Origin of the sequence: Pandoraea sp. NPDC087047, assembly GCF_044745225.1 — a bacterium.
Classification (GTDB): Bacteria; Pseudomonadota; Gammaproteobacteria; order Burkholderiales; family Burkholderiaceae; genus Pandoraea.
The window spans coordinates 362,015-379,584 of record NZ_JBIUZU010000005.1; the positions used below are offsets into that span (position 1 = coordinate 362,015).

At 63.4% G+C, this 17,570-nt stretch carries 13 protein-coding genes and 1 riboswitch; of the genes, 6 read left to right on the forward strand and 7 right to left on the reverse strand.

The genetic code is table 11. The features are described from left to right. Positions 1-108: 108 nt before the first annotated feature. Both thiC and ACIPHM_RS11880 read right to left on the reverse strand, forming a co-directional pair. Positions 109-2,025, reverse strand: coding sequence for a phosphomethylpyrimidine synthase ThiC (thiC, locus tag ACIPHM_RS11875; protein WP_400328029.1), 1,917 nt, complete (start codon positions 2,023-2,025; stop codon positions 109-111). Positions 2,026-2,098: 73 nt separating this feature from the next. After that, positions 2,099-2,197, reverse strand: a riboswitch (TPP riboswitch). Between the two features lie 221 nt (positions 2,198-2,418). Next, complete coding sequence (locus tag ACIPHM_RS11880) at positions 2,419-4,113, reverse strand: hypothetical protein (RefSeq protein ID WP_400328031.1); 1,695 nt, start codon at positions 4,111-4,113, stop codon at positions 2,419-2,421. Positions 4,114-4,352: 239 nt separating this feature from the next. Here ACIPHM_RS11880 and blaOXA point away from each other — a divergent pair, with 239 nt between their 5' ends. Next, positions 4,353-5,213 (forward strand): OXA-62 family carbapenem-hydrolyzing class D beta-lactamase, encoded by an 861-nt coding sequence (gene blaOXA, locus ACIPHM_RS11885; protein WP_400328033.1) that lies wholly within the window; start codon positions 4,353-4,355, stop codon positions 5,211-5,213. A 144-nt stretch (positions 5,214-5,357) separates the two neighbouring features. Here blaOXA and wrbA read toward each other — a convergent pair whose 3' ends face one another. The 3 genes from wrbA to ACIPHM_RS11900 form a co-directional block, all read right to left on the reverse strand. Then, positions 5,358-5,990: an NAD(P)H:quinone oxidoreductase gene (gene wrbA, locus ACIPHM_RS11890; RefSeq protein ID WP_400328035.1), complete on the reverse strand. Its 633-nt coding sequence runs from the start codon at positions 5,988-5,990 to the stop codon at positions 5,358-5,360. 242 nt (positions 5,991-6,232) lie between these two features. Further along, complete coding sequence (locus ACIPHM_RS11895; RefSeq protein WP_400328036.1) at positions 6,233-6,526, reverse strand: hypothetical protein; 294 nt, start codon at positions 6,524-6,526, stop codon at positions 6,233-6,235. 233 nt (positions 6,527-6,759) lie between these two features. Then, positions 6,760-7,764, reverse strand: coding sequence for a LysR family transcriptional regulator (locus tag ACIPHM_RS11900; protein WP_400328038.1), 1,005 nt, complete (start codon positions 7,762-7,764; stop codon positions 6,760-6,762). A gap of 226 nt (positions 7,765-7,990) precedes the next feature. Between ACIPHM_RS11900 and ACIPHM_RS11905 the strand changes: the two genes are divergently transcribed. After that, a complete protein-coding gene (locus ACIPHM_RS11905; protein WP_400328040.1) occupies positions 7,991-9,061 on the forward strand; it encodes a bile acid:sodium symporter family protein in 1,071 nt (356 codons plus the stop codon). A 262-nt stretch (positions 9,062-9,323) separates the two neighbouring features. Beyond that, positions 9,324-10,814, forward strand: coding sequence for a DEAD/DEAH box helicase (locus ACIPHM_RS11910; protein WP_400328042.1), 1,491 nt, complete (start codon positions 9,324-9,326; stop codon positions 10,812-10,814). Positions 10,815-10,897: 83 nt separating this feature from the next. Here ACIPHM_RS11910 and gluQRS read toward each other — a convergent pair whose 3' ends face one another. Both gluQRS and ACIPHM_RS11920 read right to left on the reverse strand, forming a co-directional pair. Then, on the reverse strand, positions 10,898-11,845 hold the full coding sequence (gene gluQRS / locus ACIPHM_RS11915; protein WP_400328044.1) for a tRNA glutamyl-Q(34) synthetase GluQRS: 948 nt from the start codon (positions 11,843-11,845) through the stop codon (positions 10,898-10,900). 8 nt (positions 11,846-11,853) lie between these two features. Next, complete coding sequence (locus ACIPHM_RS11920) at positions 11,854-12,738, reverse strand: sulfurtransferase (RefSeq protein WP_400328046.1); 885 nt, start codon at positions 12,736-12,738, stop codon at positions 11,854-11,856. Here ACIPHM_RS11920 and ACIPHM_RS11925 point away from each other — a divergent pair. From ACIPHM_RS11925 to ACIPHM_RS11935, 3 genes are all read left to right on the forward strand, one after another. Next, the gene (locus tag ACIPHM_RS11925; protein WP_400328048.1) at positions 12,737-12,934 is read left to right on the forward strand and encodes a hypothetical protein; all 198 of its coding nucleotides are present in this window, start codon (positions 12,737-12,739) and stop codon (positions 12,932-12,934) included. The genes ACIPHM_RS11920 and ACIPHM_RS11925 overlap by 2 nt on opposite strands. Before the next feature lie 21 nt (positions 12,935-12,955). Further along, complete coding sequence (gene dnaE / locus ACIPHM_RS11930) at positions 12,956-16,540, forward strand: DNA polymerase III subunit alpha (protein WP_400328260.1); 3,585 nt, start codon at positions 12,956-12,958, stop codon at positions 16,538-16,540. 76 nt (positions 16,541-16,616) lie between these two features. Further along, positions 16,617-17,468 carry a glycosyltransferase family 2 protein gene (locus tag ACIPHM_RS11935; protein ID WP_400328050.1) on the forward strand — a complete coding sequence of 284 codons (852 nt, stop codon included), beginning with the start codon at positions 16,617-16,619 and terminating at the stop codon, positions 17,466-17,468. Positions 17,469-17,570: the final 102 nt, after the last annotated feature.

Consider the following 17,570-nt stretch of genomic DNA (forward strand, 5'->3'; position numbering starts at 1 on the left):
AAAAAACGCGCCCGGTGTGACCCGGGCGCGTTAGCTTTTGTCGCTATCGATGGTTCCAAGTGGCGGCCGAACAAAGACTCGCCGCCACAATGGCATCCATCGCAGACATCAGGTGCGACGATAGATCTCGGCGCCGCTCTTCACGAATTCGACCGCCTTGACTTCCATGCCCTGCTTGAGGGCGGCTTCGTCGGTGATGCCTTGCTTGGCGGCGTAATCGCGCACGTCTTGCGTGATCTTCATCGAGCAGAAGTGCGGTCCGCACATCGAACAGAAGTGAGCGACCTTGGCGGAGTCCTTCGGCAGCGTTTCGTCGTGGAATTCGCGTGCCTTGTCCGGATCCAGACCGAGGTTGAACTGGTCTTCCCAGCGGAACTCGAAGCGCGCCTTCGACAGCGCGTTGTCGCGAATCTGCGAGCCGGGGTGGCCCTTGGCGAGGTCGGCAGCGTGCGCGGCGAGCTTGTACGTGATGATGCCTTCCTTCACGTCGTCCTTGTTCGGCAAGCCGAGGTGCTCCTTCGGCGTGACGTAGCACAGCATGGCCGTGCCGTACCAGCCGATGGTGGCCGCGCCGATGCCCGACGTGATGTGGTCGTAACCCGGTGCGATGTCCGTGGTTAGCGGTCCGAGCGTGTAGAACGGGGCTTCGTCGCAGTACTCGAGCTGGAGATCCATGTTCTCCTTGATGAGCTGCATCGGCACGTGGCCCGGGCCTTCGATCATGACCTGCACGTCGTGCTTCCACGCGATCTGCGTGAGTTCGCCCAGCGTCTTGAGTTCGGAGAGTTGCGCTTCGTCGTTGGCGTCGTAAATCGAGCCGGGACGCAGACCGTCACCCAGCGAGAAGGCGACGTCGTACGCCTTCATGATTTCGCAGATCTCTTCGAAGTGCGTGTACAGGAAGCTTTCCTTGTGGTGCGCGAGACACCACTTGGCCATGATCGAGCCGCCGCGGCTGACGATACCGGTCATGCGGTTGGCCGTCATCGGCACGTACGCGAGGCGCACGCCAGCGTGAATCGTGAAGTAGTCGACGCCTTGCTCGGCCTGCTCGATGAGCGTGTCGCGGAACATTTCCCACGTCAGGTCTTCGGCCTTGCCGTTCACCTTTTCGAGTGCCTGATAGATCGGCACCGTGCCGATGGGCACCGGGCTGTTACGCAGAATCCACTCGCGCGTTTCGTGAATGTGCTTGCCGGTCGACAGATCCATGACCGTGTCGCCGCCCCAGCGGATCGCCCACGTCATCTTGTCGACTTCTTCGCCGATCGACGACGTCACGGCCGAGTTGCCGATGTTCGCGTTGATCTTCACGAGGAAGTTGCGGCCGATGATCATCGGCTCCGATTCCGGGTGGTTGATGTTGTTCGGGATGATGGCGCGACCGCGTGCGATCTCTTCGCGCACGAATTCCGGCGTGATTTCGGCCGGAAGGCTCGCGCCGAAATGCTGACCCGGATGCTGACGCGAGAGCAGCTTGGCCAGACGCTCGCCTTGCGGGCCGGCGGCACGCACGCTTTCGATGTATTCCTGACGGCGCAGGTTTTCGCGAATCGCGATGTATTCCATCTCGGGCGTGATGATGCCCTGACGTGCGTAGTGCATCTGCGTCACGTTCTTGCCGGCCTTGGCGCGGCGCGGGGTGCGATGCAGGCCCGGGAAGCGCAGATCGGCGGTGGCGCTGTCGTCGGCACGCTCACGGCCGTAGGCCGAGGAGAGGCCCGGCAGGGCTTCGGTGTCACCGCGTTCTTCGATCCAGGCCGCGCGCAAGGCGGGCAGACCGGAGCGAATGTCGATGCGGGCGTTCGGATCGGTGTACGGACCCGAGGTGTCGTAGACGTAGATCGGCGGGTTTTTCTCGCCGCCGAAGCTCGTCGGCGTGTCGGCTTGCGAGATTTCGCGCATCGGGACCTGGATGTCCGGGCGCGAGCCTTCTACGTAGATCTTGCGGGAATTGGGCAGCGGTGCGATCGCGGCTTCGTCCACGCGCGCGTTGGCTGAGAGGAACTTCGGATTGGCGTTCATGCAATGTCTCCTGGCGGGGCACGTGTTGACGCCGACTAAATCGGCGCAAAGCGGCTCAGGAGCATGAACGGGGGCGAGGAATTTCTACGCTCCCTGCGCTGGCATTATCCAGATCAGGTTCTAAGGGTATTTCTCACCCACAACTCACGTTGCAGGACCCCTGCGCTTAGCTTTGCGGCAACGATACACCGACATGCCTGACAAACACAAGCGCGACGTGTCCCGAAAAACGTGAACGGGGCAATGGTGCGATGCGGCATGCAATGGGCCAGGGAATGCGTTGTGTGCGGCGGACGAAGCGTCCTCCGATATGCGGCAAATCGTCGAAAAATCTGCCATAACGTCGCAATGTAACGCTTACGCCAAGACTTGTTATTCCGTCAGCTAAGTCTGCTACGTCTGCTCCGCCAGACGTACCTCGCGCTGAAACTCGCGAGGCACCCACCGCAGCGCATCGCGGAAAAAGCGCCGGTCGGGTGGCGGGAGCATCGGCAGCACGCGGCCCAGCGATTGGGCGGCGTGCAATGCCTGCGGCGAATCCCCATCCTGATGCAGCGCGAACCACAACATCTCGAACCACAGATTGGCGAGTTGTAACGGCTCGAATCGGACACGTCCCTCTTCATGATCGGCAAGCGTCGTCACCACGACATCGGTCCAGCGCCGAAACCCCTTGGCGCGAGAGAAGGGGGCGCCGAACGGCTGCACGGCGTCGAGAAAGGCGTCGACTGCCAACGGGGTGCTCGCGCGCAGCGTCTGCAGATCGGGATCGCGCCGCACGGGCACCGCGCCACGTGCGATACGCAGCAGGAAAACGGTATTCCAGACGGAATTGCCGCCGACGCCGAAACGGTCGCAGATCCATTCCGAGAGGCCGATCCAGCGCAACGCCTGACGTTGCACGTCGGTGGCCGCGAGCCGTCTGCCGGGATCGATGAGCGCCTCTTGCCAGAACAGCCACAGCGAGAGACCGATGTTCGCCGCAACGTGTTGCGCGAGTTCGATGGAGTCGGCTTCGAACGCGGCTTGCAGCGCGTCGGAAAAGGCCGCGAGCGCGTCGGCCGCCGATTGTGCGCGGGCCGGGATCGGACCAGAGCGCGCCGCGTGCGATTTGTACAGCAGCGCTTGCAGATTGCGGCTCTCGAAGCGGATTCGCGGGTTGTAGACGAGGCAGGGCGCGAGCGTCGCGTCGTCGCTGATGCGTTGCAGATGGGCGAAGGCGCCCGCTTCGTCGCGCAATGCGTAGGCTTGCCAGGCCTGCACGATCCAGTGCATGGCGCGTAACGTTGGCGAGCCCGGCTGATTGGCCCCGAAGGTAGCGGCGAGCGCGGCAAGCGTACGCTTCGTGCGTGTGGCGTCTCCCATGCGACGCCACACGATCGTCTCTGCGAGCAGGGCGATGCCGCGTTGCACGTCGTCTACGGCACATACCTGCGCCGAGTGGAACGATGAGATCGCGCCCGAGCGTTGACGTCTGGTCTCGCCGTCAACGGGCGGGGTTGGCGGCGCGAGGAACACCCCGTCCTGCATATCGCGCTTGCCGAGCGTCAGGTGGTGCCAGAACGCGATGTCCTGCATGACGTAATCGAGCGCGGGCGATGGGGTGTCCGGCGCGGTGTCCTGCGGCAGGCCGAGAAACGCCGCGACAGCGCGACGCGGGTCGTCGGGTGAGGTGTCGCCGATGGTGATGACGATGCGCGACATCTCATGCGCGGCGAGCCAGAACGGGCCTTTGCCGCGTCCGCGCGTGGGGAGCAGGCGCACATCGGCCTGCCGGTCGTCGCCCCAGCCGACAGCGACGCCCCAGCGCGCGAAGTCCGAAAATGCGCGGCTGATGAGCATGCGCAGATCGCCCGCAATACCCGACTGACCGAAGCGAATTTTCAGCGACGCCAACGACACCGGCGACGCCTCGAAATGCGCCGCATAGTAGACGCGCATCAGTAACCAAAGACTTTGATAACGCGCCGGCTGGCCGTCGATTTTCTGCGGCGCATCGAGTCGCACGACGAGCGCCGGAGGCCCCGAAGGCGTGCCGGGGCCGACGTGGGAAGCGTTGGAGATGGGTGGAGATTGAATATCAGGCATCAGGCATGGCGTCGAAGGGAATCGCATCGCTCCGGGCGGCGGATGGCATCCGCTGGGTCCTCGGCATGCACAGAGGGGCGAGCCGATGATACGGCGGTTACGTCGGTTACGGTAGCTCTGCTTTGCATCTGGCGAAACCGGCACTATGCTGCAAACGCTTTCGAAAAGCGGTGCCTGGCCAGCGCTACCGACAACATCTATGCCATCTCCCTGGCATCCAATAAAATCAGGACAACGAAATGAAAAAAACAATCTCCCGTTGGCGGCGCGTTGCGTTACTGCTGCGTCTCGCGTCTGCGCTCGTCTCCACTCCCTTTTTGGCGATGTTCGTTACACCGGCGCATGCGGCCGAATTTGCGAAGGCGGCGTCCGTGCGTTTCACCGAGCGCGCCGACTGGGGCAAGTTTTTCGCCGCGGAAAATGCGAAGGGCACGATCGTCGTGCTCGACGGGAAGACGCAAACGTATCAGGCGTTCGACTCGGCGCGCGCCGAGCAGCGCATGTCGCCCGCCTCGACGTACAAGATCTTCAACAGCCTGCTGGCACTGGAGTCGGGCGCGTTGAACGACGAGCGCGAGATCATTCCGTGGGACGGCAAGCCGCGCCGGATGAAGACCTGGAATGCGGCGATGGATTTGCGCACGGCCTTCCGTGTGTCGTGCCTTCCGTGCTATCAGGTGGTGTCGCACAAGATTGCGCGCGAGTACGCGCAGGCCAAGCTCGATACGGTCGGTTATGGCAATCGCACGATCGGTTCTGTCGCCGATACGTACTGGGTGGACGACAGCTTGCGGATCTCGGCACGCGAACAGGTCGATTTCCTGCAACGTCTCGCGCGCGGCACGTTGCCGTTCTCCGCGCGTACGCAGGATATCGTGCGTCAGATCTCGATTGTCGAGGCAAACGGCGACTTCGTGCTGCACGGCAAGACGGGCTGGTTCGTCAACAAAAAGCACGATATCGGCTGGTGGGTGGGCTGGCTCGAGCGCGACGGCAATCTGACGATGGTCGCCTTGAACATGGACATGCAAGGCGATGCCGACGCGCCGAAGCGGGCGCGCATCGTGCGCAACGTGCTCAAGGAGATGAAGCTGATCTGAGCGAGGGCGCCTATCGATGCTGTGTCAGTGCCGCAGCGACGGGGTAACGCGGGATCGGTTCGGTGACGTGCCGACGTTGTGAACATCGCGCGGTGCGCACGTCTGGCGACGTAGCGCCCGTGCGATGGGTTGAGGGTGGGCGACTTACAGTGCGCGTCCGTGTTTGAGTGCGGCGGCGATTTCCGCGACGTGACGGCCTTGCGTCTTCGCGATCTTCAACTCGTTTGCGCTGGGTTGACGGGAGCCGTCGCCGGCCGCGAGGGTGGTAGCGCCGTAAGGCGTGCCGCCGGTGATCTCGCTCATGTTGGTCAGGCCCGGCTCGGTGTACGGCACGCCGACGATGACCATACCGTGGTGGAGCAGCGTGGAGTGAAAGCTCGTGATCGTCGTTTCCTGCCCGCCGTGCTGCGTGGCGGTGCTGGCGAACACGCTGCCGACCTTGCCCACGAGCGCGCCCTTGGCCCAGAGGCCTCCCGTCTGGTCGAGGAAGTTGCGCATTTGCGCGGTCATGTTGCCGAAGCGCGTCGGGGTGCCAAAGAGGATGGCGTCGTAATCGGCGAGTAGATCGGCGCGGGCAACCGGAACGTTCGCGAACGCCGCGCGTGCCGCCTTGGCGCCGCTCTTTTCGAGGACGTCGTCGGGCACGAGTTCAGGGACTTGCATGAGGGCGACCTCGACACTCGCCACGCTGCGCGCGCCTTCGGCAACCGCTTCGGCCATCTTGTAGATGTGCCCGTACATGCTATAGAACACCACCAGGATCTTGGCGTTGGCCATGTGAATCTCCTTAGGGGGTCAAGAGACGCCGACGTCGCGTGGGCTGTCGCCGCGCGAGGCGAGCCGTTCCATCATAGTCGACACGCGTGACGAAACAGCGATCTCGTGCCACGTCACCGGTGGCGCGAGACGATTTGCCTAAGCGAGGGCGGTTGGGAACGACCGGGCGACGTCAGGCGGACGCCGGGAAGACCAAGGAAAGACGCCGGAACGACGCCGGAAAGACGGGGTGCCGCTGCGTCCTATCGCAGACGTGAGCCGATGAGGCAGGCGAGTGCGAGTGCGGCCATGAGCACCGTCACGCTTGCCGACAGGCCGCCGACCAGCGCCAGCCCGGTTGCCGCGAGTCCATGCGCGAGCACGGCGGCGGGTACGAGCAGCGTCGCGCTCACGACACACCAGCGCATGACATATCGCCACATGAAGCGGCTCACGATGCGCATGCGCGCGTCGAGTTGATGCCGCTGCCAGAAAGACAGATCGGCTGCCGCGTAGAAGAGCCACAGCGGACTGAAGTATTTGATGAACAATTCCATGACGACATACCGGAAACACAATGCCCGCAGGGCGCGGGCATGTCGTCGAGGCACGAGGGTGGAGCACAAACTCGATGGCCCCGTCACGCATGTGGGGAGCGTCGACGCCGTGCAATTGTAGCAGGCGCTCACTTACTTTGATGTGCCGCACCCAGCGTCTAGTGAGGCAAACTTTGCTGAATTTCGCTCAATGATGCGAGAAATTCGAGCATCGTGCGATATCTCCCATAATGTCAGGGATGCTTCGGCGGCGTGATGGTGTGTCCGGACGTCTGCGTCGCGGACGCCAGTGCATGCGGCGTGTTGGCCGTGATCTGCTGAATCAGCGACCAGACGGACTGGGCGGCGGGAGAGAGCGTACGGTTCTTGCGGCGCACGAGCATGATGGTGCGATCGAGTTGTGGCACGAGCGGCAGGGCCACGAGGCGTACGCCTGTCACAGCAGGGTTCTCTGCGCCATTGCCCGGCGTGGCTACTGTCAATCCCGGCATCGCGGGCAATGCCAGCGCGGGCATGATGCTGATGCCGATGCCGGCCTCGACCATTCGGAAGACGGTAATGGCATGCCCGACTTCCTGCGCTATCTGGCAGTAGGCGCCGTGCTCGGCCAGCGCGCGGTCGATCAGCGGCCGGCTGCCGGACGCGTAATCGAGCAGCACCAGTTTCTCGCCGTTGAGCGCTTTCCACGTCACCTGCGCTTGCTTCGCGAAACGATGTGAGCGGTCGCACACTACCAGGAACGGCTCGACCATGATGGGCTCGCCGACCAGATCGTCCGTCCCTTCCGACGCGACGATGACCCCGAAATCGACTTCACCGTGGCGAACGCTGTCGGTCGCGAGCGTCTGCACCTGATCGCGCAGCATGAGCGTGATGTCCGGATACTGGGCCGCACAGGCCGAAATGCACTCGGGCATGAGGTTCGCGGAGATAGTGGGGGCGCTCGCGACGCGCACCCGGCCGCGCCGCTCTTCGGCCAGCCCGTGGGTATCGCGCAGGGCGCTCTCCAGTTCGTCGAGCACCCGGGCGAGCGTGGCCGAGAGGCTGGCGCCCACTTCGGTCAGCGTGACCTCGCGCGTTGTGCGGTCCACCAGCTTGAGTCCGAGTTCTTGCTCCAATTCCCGGATACAGCGGCTCACGGCCGGCTGAGTCAGGCCAATATCCTCGCCGGCACGGCTGAAACTGCCGTGTTCGGCCACTGCGAGGAACACTTTGAGCTGGCGCAGCGAGATATTCATGCGTCTTTGGTATGAATAAAATCTTTAAATGAATTTGTATTTTAACTACCCTTGCGCTCTAATACGTAAAAACCCGTAGCGCGAGCGCACACTTCCGGTCACTTTCGAATCCTGTGGAGGCGATGGACGACCACCGCTGACGGCCTTGCTGCCGTCACGTACCGTGTTCTGGCGGACGGGCTTTGTCATTTCAGACGCATTCGAGAGAGAGTATTCGAGATCGACGATGGCCAGACCGCGTTTCCTTCCCGACAATTTCACGTTGATGCTGGTCGCAACCGTTGCGCTAGCCAGTTTCCTGCCGGCGCGCGGCGAAGGTGAAGTCGCCTTCAACCTGCTCACCAACGTGGCGATTGCCGCCCTGTTCTTCCTGCACGGCGCGAAGCTCTCGCGCGAGGCGGTGCTCGCCGGTGCCACCCACTGGCGTTTGCATCTACTGGTGTTCGCCAGCACCTTCGTCATCTTCCCCATCGTTGGCGTGGCGCTCAAGCCCGTGCTCTCATGGACGGTGACCCCCGAGCTGTATCTGGGCATTCTCTTCCTGTGCACGCTGCCCGCGACGGTGCAATCGGCCATCGCCTTCACTTCGATGGCACGCGGCAACGTCCCGGCGGCCGTGTGCAGCGCGTCGGCATCGAGCCTGTTCGGTATTTTCATCACGCCGCTGCTCGTCGGCCTGATCGTCATCCATCACGATGGCAACACCGGCGCGTCGCCGTTCGACTCCATCGGCAACATCATGCTGCAACTGCTCGTGCCGTTCATTGCGGGCCAGTTGTCGCGCAAGGCCATCGGCAAATGGGTGGAGCGTAACCGCGGATTGCTCAAGGTCGTGGATCAGGGCTCGATTCTGCTGGTCGTCTACACGGCGTTCAGCGAAGCCGTGAATACCGGCCTGTGGCACCAGATCCCGCCGTTGGCACTGCTCGGCCTGGTGGGCTGCTGCGCCGTGATTCTGGCGATCATGCTGGCGGTGACGACGTATTCCGCCCGCTGGCTCGGGTTTTCGCGTGAAGACGAGATCACGATCGTCTTCTGTGGCTCGAAGAAGAGCCTCGCGAGCGGTATTCCGATGGCCAAGGTGCTGTTCGCGACAGGGCCGCTCGGCGCGATCGTGCTGCCGCTGATGCTGTTCCATCAGATGCAACTCATGGTGTGCGCGGTGCTCGCGCAACGTTATGCCAACCGTCAGCGCGCCGCGGCGGCGGGTAAGGTTGGCAAGGCGGGCAAGACGGCCAAGGCGGTCACTGGCGAGGGCAAGTCCGACAGTGGCGCCAACGCTGGCGCGGGGCGCTGAGGCCTATGTAACCTCAAGAACACGGCCCGCTGCGGGCCGTTGTCACACGTTGGTCGTGCGCAAGTGTTAGAATCGCGTTTGTTTCGCTTCTTGACGACCACCCCGGTCCGGCGGCGCCCGACGCATCTGTTACTCGACAGACCCCTCTCGCGCCAGCCCCGAGCATGGCGCACAGCGCCCCTTGAATCTTCGCGAGTGAGCTTTGATGCGGAATCCTTCCGCGTGGCGGCCCCCGTTTTTTTAAAAGAGATGTCCCTTCATCATGGCTGATGTAAATGCTGTTCCGACCCCCGGCTTCGATAGCTTTGGGCTGCATGCGGACATCTTGCGGGCCATCGCCGAGCAGGGGTACACCCAGCCGACGCCGATTCAGGCCCAGGCCATTCCGGTGGTGCTGTCCGGCCGCGACGTCATGGGTGCCGCGCAAACGGGGACGGGCAAGACCGCCAGCTTCTCGCTGCCGATCATCCAGCGCCTGCTGCCCGAGGCCAACACGAGCGCATCGCCCGCCCGTCACCCGGTGCGCGCGCTGATCCTCACGCCGACGCGCGAACTCGCCGATCAGGTTGCCGATAACGTGCGCTCTTACGCGGGCCACACGCCGTTGCGTAACACGGTGGTGTTCGGCGGCGTCGACATGAACCCGCAGAAGGATGCCCTGCGACGCGGCGTCGAGATCCTCATCGCCACGCCGGGACGTCTGCTCGATCACGTCGAACAGAAGACGGTGAATCTGAGCCAGGTGAAGATGCTGGTGCTTGACGAAGCCGACCGCATGCTGGACATGGGCTTCCTGCCGGATCTTCAGCGCATTCTGAATCTGCTGCCGAAACAGCGCCAGACGCTGCTCTTCTCGGCCACGTTCTCGAACGAAATCAAGAAGCTCGCATCGAGCTATCTCACGAACCCGGTCACGATCGAAGTGGCGCGTCGCAATGCGACGGCCGATACGGTCGAGCAGACCGTCTATGAAGTGGATGAAGACGACAAGCGCGCGGCCGTGGTGCAGATTCTCGGCGAGCGCGATCTCAAGCAGGTCATCGTGTTCGTCAACAGCAAGATCGGCGCGAGCCGTCTGGCGCGCCAGTTGGAGCGCGACGGTGTCGTGACGGCCGCCATCCACGGCGACAAATCGCAGAACGAGCGCATGCAGGCGCTCGAAGCGTTCAAGCAGGGCGGTATCCGTGCGCTCGTGGCGACCGACGTTGCCGCGCGCGGTCTGGACATCTCCGATCTGCCGGGCGTGATCAATTACGATCTGCCGTATAACCCCGAAGACTATGTGCACCGTATCGGCCGTACGGGCCGGGCGGGCGCGTCGGGTGAGGCGATCTCGCTGTGCGCCCCGGACGAGCGTAAGCAACTCGTGGAAATCGAGAAGCTGATCAAGCGCGAGCTCAAGCGCGGCGAGCTGGTGCTGGAGCGTCGCAGCCGTTCGCGCGACGATCGTGGTGATCGCTACGAGCGCGGTGGGGATCGCGGCGAGCGTGCCGAACGTGGTGAACGCCACAGCCGCCACGACGGCCTGCGTGCTGGCCGCAGCAGCGGGAGCTCCACGCCGCGTCGTGTTCGTCCGGAAGACGAGTTCTTCTACAAGCCGTATGAGCCGTCGGCGGCGGGTGAACCGCAACGCGACACCCACACGTCGCATGATGCAGGTGTGCCGACCGCATTCGGTGCACCGTCCGAGAAGGCGCCGAAGCGTCAGGTCGCCGCTTTGCTCGCGGGCTTCCCTCGCAAGGCGAGCAACTAAGGACGGGCGTCTCGTAGAAGTCAAAAAGCCAGCGTGTTCACGCTGGCTTTTTTCATTGAGCGGACGAAAGCGAACGGGTGGTTTCAATGCCCATGCAATGCCCGCCACGCGCGCGTCGCGGCGACGTAGAAGTCTTGGCTATGGGAGATGTGAGCCAGCGTGGCCGGCAGGCCGAGGTGCAAGGCGGCGTCCTTCAATGCCGCGAGCACGGCATCGGCGGTATCGAGCGGCGATAGCGGCGCCGCGCCATTCTGCTTGCTCAGCTTCTCGCCATCGGTTGCCATGACCAGAGGGACGTGCAGATAGCGAGGGACCGGTGCGTCGAGGCACGCTTGCAGATAAATCTGACGTGCCGTCGAATCGAGCAGGTCTGCGCCGCGCACGATATCGGTGATGCCCTGCAACTGATCGTCGACGACGACTGCCAACTGATAGGCCCACTGGCCGTCGGCACGCTTGAGCACGAAGTCACCGACCTCAGTGGCCAGATCCTGCGTCTGCGAGCCCATCCAGCGATCGACGAAGCGCACGTGCGCTGCATCGCCGTCCGGTACGCGCAGGCGCCAGGCGCGGGCGGTCTTGCCGTGCAGGCCATCGCGGCAGGTACCCGGATAGGCGAGCGTGCTGTGACGTGCGTGAACGCGCGTGAGCGAATCTGCAATTTCCCGGCGTGTGCAGCCGCAGGGATACACGAGTTCGCGCGCCGTGAGCGAGGCAAGCGCCTGCTCGTATAGCGCATGGCGGCGGCTTTGCCAAACCACGGGTTCGTCCGAGTGCATGCCCAGACGAGCGAGCGTGGCGAGAATGTCGTCGGCCGCGCCGGGCACGCATCGCGGTTCGTCGAGATCTTCCATGCGAACGATCCAGACGCCGTCGTGGGCGCGGGCGTCGAGCCAACTGGCAAGCGCCGTGACGAGCGAGCCGCGATGCAGAGGCCCGGTCGGGGAGGGGGCGAAACGCCCCCGGTAGCGGCGTGCAGGGGGGCTGACGTCAGCGGACGCGGTGGCGGCTTGTGTCGAAGCGAGGGCCACCGGCGTGCTCAGTTGGACGCGGCGGCAATGTGTTCCGATGCGCCGAGCGCATCGCCCGCACTGCGGCTACCAACGCATGCCGGGCATTGCTCGCCTTCGATGTAATCGGGGCTGCGCTGATCCTCGGCCGTCACCACGGCGCGGCAGGCGAAGCACTGCCTGGTCGTCGACGGTTCCAGTTCCGGCGTGAGCGCCGTGCGGTAGTCGAACACGAAGCAGTCGCCTTGATAGTGCGTGCCGCCCACGTCCTCGAAATACTTCAGAATGCCGCCGTCGAGCTGGTACGTATGCTCCAGGCCGATGTCGCGCATATAGATCGCGGCCTTTTCGCACCGGATGCCGCCCGTGCAGAACGAGACGATGGTCTTGCCCTCGAAGTCTGCGCGATGGGCGGCGATGACGTCCGGGAATTCCGAGAACTTCGTCAGACGGTAATCGACAGCGTTATCGAACGTGCCGACATCCACCTCGAAGTCGTTGCGCGTATCGAGCATCACGACCGGACGGCCTTCATCGTCCTGGCCGGCATCGAGCCAGCGCTTGAGCGTGGCGGGATCGACGCCGGGCGCACGACCGTCTGCCGGCTTGATAACCGGCATCTTCATCGTAATGATCTCTTTCTTCTGACGCACCAGCATGCGGCGGAACGGCTGATCGTCGGAGAGGCTCTCCTTGACGGTCAGGTCGGCGAAACGAGCGTCGGCGCGCAGGCCCCCGAGGAAGGCATCGATGGCGTTGCGCGCGCCCGCCAGGAACAGGTTGATGCCTTCCGGCGCGAGCAGGATGGTGCCCTTCAGGTCGAGCGCGTGACAGCGTTCGAGCAGGGCCGGACGCAGGGTCGCGATGTCGTCGAGCGTGACGAACTTGTACGCAGCGATATTGACGATAGACATGGCAACGGAAATTCGCAAAAGCGTGAAGCAGGAAAGCGCCATTATCGCCGATTCGGCCGGGAAGGACCTTGATTTCACCCCGGATTTCGTCAAATCGGACGGCACGCCGGTTTTGCCTCGGAAAATTCCGAGTGCCCGGCTGGCGGTATCCGAAAAGCGCGCCAGCGTCCGGACGTTTCGTGAAGCAAGGCGCTGAAATTGGAGGCGGCGCGTTACAATACGGCCCATGTCAGAACCTCGCTTCGTTCACCTCCGTCTCCATTCCGAATACTCGATCGCCGATGGCATCGTGCGGCTCGACGACGTCGTCAAGGCCGCCGCCAAGGACGGTCAGGGCGCGCTCGCGCTGACCGACCTCGCGAACATGTTCGGCGCCATCCGTTTCTATAAGGAAGCCCGCGGCAAGGGCGTCAAGCCGATCATCGGCTGCGACGCCTGGATCACGAATCCGGCCGACCGCGACAAGCCATCACGGCTGCTGCTGCTCGCGCGCGATCGCGAAGGCTATCTGAACCTGTGTCAGTTGCTGTCCAGGGCCTGGCTCGGCAATCAGTACCGTGGACGTGCGGAGATCGAACCGTCGTGGCTTCAGGCCGACGGCCTCGCCCGCGGCCTGCTCGCGCTCTCCGGGGCACAGATGGGCGACGTCGGTGCCGCACTGGCGGCGGGCAACCCGGATCTGGCGCTGCAGTGCGCGCAGCACTGGGCGAGCGTTTTCCCTGGTGCGTTCTACATCGAGCTGCAACGTACCGGCCAGCAAGGCATGGAGACGTACGTCCAGCAGGCGGTGCAGTTGGCCGCGAAGGCCGGGTTGCCGGTCGTCGCCACGCACCCGATCCAGTTCATGACCTCCGACGATTTCACCGCGCACGAAGCGCGCGTGTGTATCTCGGAAGGCGAAATGCTCGGCAACGCGCGCCGTGTGCGTCGTTTCACGCAGGATCAGAGCTTCCGCACGCAGGACGACATGATCGCCGCGTTCGAAGACGTGCCTTCCGCGTTGGCCAATACTGTCGAGATCGCCAAGCGCTGCAACCTGACGCTCGAACTCGGCAAGCCGAAGCTGCCGCTGTTCCCCACGCCGGACGGCATGTCGCTCGACGACTACCTCGTGCATCTGTCCAAGGAAGGGCTGGAAACGCGTCTCGCGCAACTCTTCCCGGACGAGGCGGAGCGCGACAAGCGGCGTCCCGAGTATTACCAGCGTCTCGACTTCGAGACGGGCACGATCATCAAGATGGGCTTCCCGGGCTACTTCCTGATCGTGGCCGACTTCATTCAGTGGGCGAAGAATAACGGCGTGCCGGTCGGTCCGGGCCGTGGCTCGGGTGCCGGCTCGCTTGTCGCTTACGCGCTGGGTATTACCGATCTCGACCCGCTCAAGTACAACCTGCTGTTCGAGCGCTTCCTGAATCCGGAGCGCGTCTCGATGCCTGACTTCGATATCGACTTCTGCCAGGACGGTCGCGATCGCGTCATTCAGTACGTGAAGGAAAAGTACGGCGCCGACGCCGTCTCGCAGATCGCAACCTTTGGCTCGATGGCGGCCAAGGCAGCGGTGCGCGACGTCGGCCGTGTGCTGGACCTGGGCTACAACTTCGTCGACGGCATCTCCAAGCTGATCCCGTTCAAGCCGGGCAAGCACGTCACCATCGACGACGCGCTCAAGGAGGAGCCCCAACTCGCCGAGCGTTTCCAGACGGAAGACGAGGTCAAGCAGCTCATCGAGCTGGCGCAGCGGGTGGAAGGGCTCACACGTAACGTCGGTATGCACGCGGGCGGTGTGTTGATCGCGCCGGGCAAGCTGACCGACTTCTGCCCGTTGTACACGCAGGGCAGCGGTGAAGACGCGAGCGGCGTGGTGAGCCAGTACGACAAGGACGATGTGGAAGCCGTCGGCCTGGTGAAGTTCGACTTCTTGGGCCTGACCACGCTCACGATCCTGAACTGGGCCGAGCGCTACATCAAGCGTCTGCATCCGGAAATGGCGGACTGGTCGCTCGACCAGGTATCGCTCACCGATCCGGCGGCGTTCAGCATTCTCAAGAAGGCCAATACGGTCGCGGTGTTCCAGCTGGAAAGCCGCGGCATGCAGGGCATGTTGAAGGATGCGCAGCCCGACCGCTTCGAGGACATCATCGCGCTGGTGGCGTTGTATCGTCCGGGCCCGATGGATCTGATTCCGAGTTTCTGCGCTCGTAAGCACGGCCGCGAGAAGACGGAATATCCGGATCCGCGCGTCGAGCCGGTGCTCCAGGAGACCTACGGCATCATGGTCTACCAGGAGCAGGTGATGCAGATGGCGCAGATCATCGGCGGTTACTCGCTCGGTGGCGCCGACTTGTTGCGTCGCGCGATGGGTAAGAAGAAGGCCGAGGAAATGGCCGAGCATCGCGAGATTTTCGCGAAGGGGGCGGCCGAAAATGGCCTCACGCGCGAGAAGTCGGACGAAATCTTCGACTTGATGGAGAAGTTCGCAGGCTACGGTTTCAATAAGTCGCACGCCGCTGCGTACGCGCTGCTCGCGTATTACACCGCGTGGCTGAAGGCGCACCATCCCGCAGAATTCATGGCCGCCAACATGAGCTTGGCCATGGACGACACGGACAAGGTCAAGATTCTCTACGAAGACTGCCTGTCCAGTGCCAACGGTCTGGGCGTGCTGCCGCCGGACGTCAACGTTTCCGCCTATCGTTTCGAGCCGGCCGATTCGAAGACCGTGCGCTACGGTCTGGGCGCCATCAAGGGCAGCGGTCAGTCGGCCATCGAAGAAATTCTGCGCGCCCGGGAGAGCGGACCGTTCACCGATCTGTTCGACTTCTGCGCCCGTATCGACCGCCGGGTGGTCAATCGCCGCACGATCGAAGCACTGATTCGCGCAGGCGCTTTCGATTCGATTCACGCCAACCGGGCGCAGTTGATGGCGTCGGTGCCGATGGCGATGGAAGCCGCCGAACAAGCGAGCGCGGCAGCCAATCAGGTCAGCCTCTTCGATCTGGGTGACGAAAGTCTGCAAGCCCCGCTCGAACTGGCGGACGAGCCGGCATGGACCGATAAGCGCAAGTTGCAGGAAGAGAAGCAGGCACTGGGCTTCTATCTGTCCGGCCACATGTTCGATTCGTACTCGGAAGAGGTGCGGCGCTTCGTGCGCACGCGCATCCGCGATCTGTCGGAAGGGCGTGACAGGCTCGTCGCCGGTGTGATTTCCAGTATGCGCACGATGATGACCCAGCGCGGCAAGATGCTGATCGTCCAGCTCGACGACGGCACCTCCACGCTCGAAGTGACGATCTTCAACGAGCAATTCGAGGCGAACAAGCATCTCTTCAAGGAAGACGAACTGCTGATCGTGCAGGGCAACGCGCGTCCCGACAGCTTCACGGGCGGTTTGCGCTTCACCACGGAAAGCATGATGGACCTCGGCCGTGCGCGGGCGCGCTTCGCTCGCGCGCTCAAACTGTCGTTCAACGGCAATGCCGACTGGACGCGTCTGCGTGCCACGCTGCAACCGCACTGCACGATGTACCGTGTGACGGCGACGGCCGGTGCGGGCGGCGGCGGCTTCAGCGGCGGTGGCGGGTTTAACGGCGGTGGCGGTAGTGGCGGCTTCGGCAGACGCAACGGGAACGGTGACGGCGATGCCGACAAGCAGAACGGCTTGCCTGTCCACATCGTATATCGCCGTCCCGACGCCGAATGCGAGTCGCGCCTCGGCGACGACTGGAAGGTGCAGCCCGGCGACGAATTGCTGGGCGAGCTTCGCCAATGGCTTACGACCGATTCGGTACAAATCGTCTATTGATGCATCGATGCGGATGCGGTGACGCTGCAGGGTGACGTCGCCGCGTTCTGCTGTTCGACACGACAAGGAAATCCGGATGTTCTCCATCATCGTTCCGACCTGGAACAACCTCGCTTTGCTGCAACTTTGTGTGCGCAGCATCCGCCAGAATTCGAGCCAGCCGCACCAGATCATCGTGCACATCAACGATGGTTCCGACGGTTCGCTCGACTGGGTGCGAGCCGAGGGGATCGAGCATACGGCCTCTCCCGATAACATCGGTATCTGCTACGCCGTGAATCAGGCGGCGGCGCTTGCGCGTGAGAAATACATCGTCTATCTGAACGACGACATGTATTGCTGCCCCGGTTGGGATCGCGCCCTCATCGAGCGTGCAGAAGCCATGCCGGACAAGGCGTTCATGCTCTCGGGCACGATGATCGAGCCGGTCGATACGGGCAACCCGTGTGTGTTGGTTCACGACTTCGGTCGTGACGTCGACACGTTCGACGAGGCGGCGCTGCTCGCTGCGGTACCAACCTACCGGAAGCCCGATTGGTTCGGCGCGACGTGGCCGCCGACGCTGGTGCATCGCGACTGGTGGTTCCTCGTTGGCGGCTACAGCACGGAACTGAGCCCGGGCATGAGCAGCGACAACGACTTCTCGATGAAGATGTGGGCGGCGGGTGCGCGGCGCTTCGTTGGCGTGGGCGCCAGTCTCGTGTATCACTTCCAGTGCAAGAGCACGGGCAAAGTCGTGAAGAACGACGGCCGCACCCAGTTCCTGCGCAAGTGGGGCATGACGCAGTCGATTTTTGATCGCTACTACCTGCGTCGTGGCAAGCCGGTGCCAGCGGGTAGCGATGGCCGTCTGGCCGAGCCGGTCGACGATGGCAAGTTGCGTTGGCAGTTGTTCCGTTCACGTATCAAGCGAGCGCTCGCGAAGTAACGGCGCAATGAATACGAAGGACGCATAAGACAACGGACGCCATTGGCGTCCGTTTTGCTTTGGCGGCGAGCCGATGCGGGGGCGGCTCGGCGGTGTTGTCAG